Origin of the sequence: Leptospira alstonii serovar Sichuan str. 79601, from assembly GCF_000347175.1 — a bacterium.
In the GTDB taxonomy this organism is placed as follows: Bacteria; Spirochaetota; Leptospiria; order Leptospirales; family Leptospiraceae; genus Leptospira; species Leptospira alstonii.
This window is the reverse complement of record NZ_ANIK01000076.1, coordinates 1-2407: the sequence shown is the minus strand read 5'-3', so window position 1 is coordinate 2407 and position 2407 is coordinate 1. Positions and strand designations below refer to the sequence as shown.

Annotated in this window: 1 protein-coding gene and 1 pseudogene; both read right to left on the bottom strand. The window is 38.1% G+C overall.

The window, feature by feature from the left end; all coding sequences use genetic code 11:
- Positions 1-298: 298 nt before the first annotated feature.
- Positions 299-889, bottom strand: a complete 591-nt coding sequence (locus LEP1GSC194_RS15150; RefSeq protein WP_020774413.1) for a hypothetical protein — start codon at positions 887-889, stop codon at positions 299-301.
- Positions 886-2340, bottom strand: a pseudogene (locus tag LEP1GSC194_RS22025) (polymorphic toxin-type HINT domain-containing protein); the annotation flags it as partial. The gene LEP1GSC194_RS15150 and the pseudogene LEP1GSC194_RS22025, both read right to left, overlap by 4 nt.
- Between the last annotated feature and the right edge of the window lie 67 nt (positions 2341-2407).

The following is a 2407-nucleotide window of genomic DNA, read 5'->3' as shown; positions in this document are numbered from 1 at the left end:
TCTGAATATTCTGAAAAACCACTATCCACTGATTCCTAAAACCTATCCACTAATACACATACATCTTTTGGCCGCTACTCTTGTCTCTTACAGCTTCCCCTAACACAAAGCCTTTCTTACTTTTCTTTGCTTCCATTCCCTCTCTTCCCCCAGCTTTTTTTGTACTCTTTAATTGGGTTCTGATTTTTCTTCTCATCCCTTACTTGCTCCCTTTCAATCATTGGAAAGAAGGGAGCTTTATTTGTGTTTCTTTAGGTTTAACTTTCAAACTGAAAAGTGCGCTTGATGAAATTGGCCATTACTCTCCTAAAACATGGCCTGGTTCTCTTAGCTTTTCTCCAAATTTAGAACTGAGTTTACTCATACCTTCTTGAGAGATTCCTGTATTAACTACATATATCTCATCGATTTCTTTTAAACTAAGAAGAAGATCTAAAGATTTGTCTGTAATATTAGGAGCATTGAAAATGGCTACGCGGAAAATCTTGTTAGCTTTATTGATAAACAAACTAAGTTGCTCATCAGTAATATCGCAGTTTTCAATCACCAATTCGCCTAAAGAAATCCTTTCTAAGTTACCCAGTTCAGTAGAAGGCACATGAGAAAATTTTAAATTTTGCAAACTTAAAGACGAAAGCTTGTAAAAGACCGATAAAAACTTAATCATTTTATAATCTCTTTTACTTTCGCCATCAATAGTTAGTCTTGTTATTTCATCTATATCCGTTTTTTTAATTGGGTTATATCCTACTGATATATAGTAATTATTCAGTTTTTCAAATAACGCGTCATTCTCTTCCGCATTTGAATTAATATCTTTTTTGCAACTTATTGCAAAAAATCCGAGTGCTAAAAAGTTTAATAGTATCAGTTTCAAAAAAAGTTTCATTTTGGATTCCATCCTAAGTGTTCTGCATACGAAGGTACATCATAACCAGGTCGAGCTTTTTGATCCGGAGCGTCCCTAAATACTACGTGAGCATGAGGGTTTGGATTTTTCACGTATTTTTGAAAGTTATCATAATCATACCCTGTTTTTGATTTGTTCTTACCTAACTGTCCAACGTAATGATTTCCAGTAGTACCGGCGTATCCAAATATGGTTCCTGTTTTTAAAACGAGAGGTGTATCAGGATTCATTTTAAAGTGATCTTTAACATACTTCGGAATTTGATTTGCCATGTGACCTACTTGTGTTTCTCTTTCAACTCCATTTTTGTCTTTAAATTGCAAAACCGCTTTATTTCCAGCTGTATCATCACGACCCCAAGATTTTATTTTAAATTTTCCATCAGGGGTATCAAAGACAGAATAAGGAGTTAAATTCTTGGCCATAAGATCGGCCTGACCATTTTGTTTACCTTCATTTGGAGTATGCATTCTAGATCCATCTTTCCAATCTACAGAACTAATTTTTGCATTTGGCGCATTCGGATCGTTTAACGAATGTATAACCTCGGAATTTAAACCTTTAGCTTCAAATTGTTTAAAAATTCCGCCTGTTTGGGTATTCAGAGTATAGCCATTTGCCAAATTCATGATTGCGTCACCATTCGCGTTATACGATATCTTAGCCTTTATTCCGTTAATGGTAAATTCTTCACCATTCTTAGGATTGCCGTTTAATTCGCCGTTAGCCGCTATCTTCTCATTCATCAACTTCACGCTATCATTGTGAACCAAGATGCACGATTCAGTCGCGTAGTAGGTATGATAGTCTTCGACTTCAAAGTTAAACACAGCGACTTTCTCTTTGTGAATCTCTTTCACAATCGAATTGATACCGACCGTCTCTCCCGATTTGTCGAACAAAACATCCTTCAGAGTCAGCTCGCCCGCCAACACAAAGCCACGATTCTTGGTAAAAAATCTGTGATTCGAAGTCGTTACTACTTCAACATATTCTCCAAAATTGATTCTAAGAAGTTCCGAATTCTCGTTTCTAAACAAGCGTACCACACGTTTCAAACTCTGATCTTTGGTTTCTGGATTAAAAGCTAAGACTTCATCTCCGGTCTGAACCGTTTCAATCGGTTTCAACCCTTTGCTCGTAAGAACAAGAGTTCCCGCTACAAAACAAAAGCTTAAGTTTTCTTCACTTCCACCAAACGCACTCTTCGCTCCATCCCAAGCCGCAGACGCAGCTCCTTTTACGCCGTCCCAAGCCGCCGATGCCATACCTTTCACACCATCCCAAGCATCGCCTAACGCGCCTTCCGCCTTGCTCATTAAGTGGTCGAGAATATCTCCTTCCTCTCTTCTTGTTGCAGCATATCCCGCCGCTTCCAAAACTTGGGCTCCTTGTTCAGAATTATTTTTTTCCTGAGCAGCCTTCGACTTGGAGTCCGAATCCTCCGACATACCTCGGTTCATAGAATATTGAGCGATAAAATCAGCGTTAGACGAC

Bases quoted from the DNA above. Each gene is read 5' to 3' on its own strand.
- LEP1GSC194_RS15150 (WP_020774413.1), bottom strand. From the start codon at position 889: ATGAAACTTTTTTTGAAACTGATACTATTAAACTTTTTAGCACTCGGA.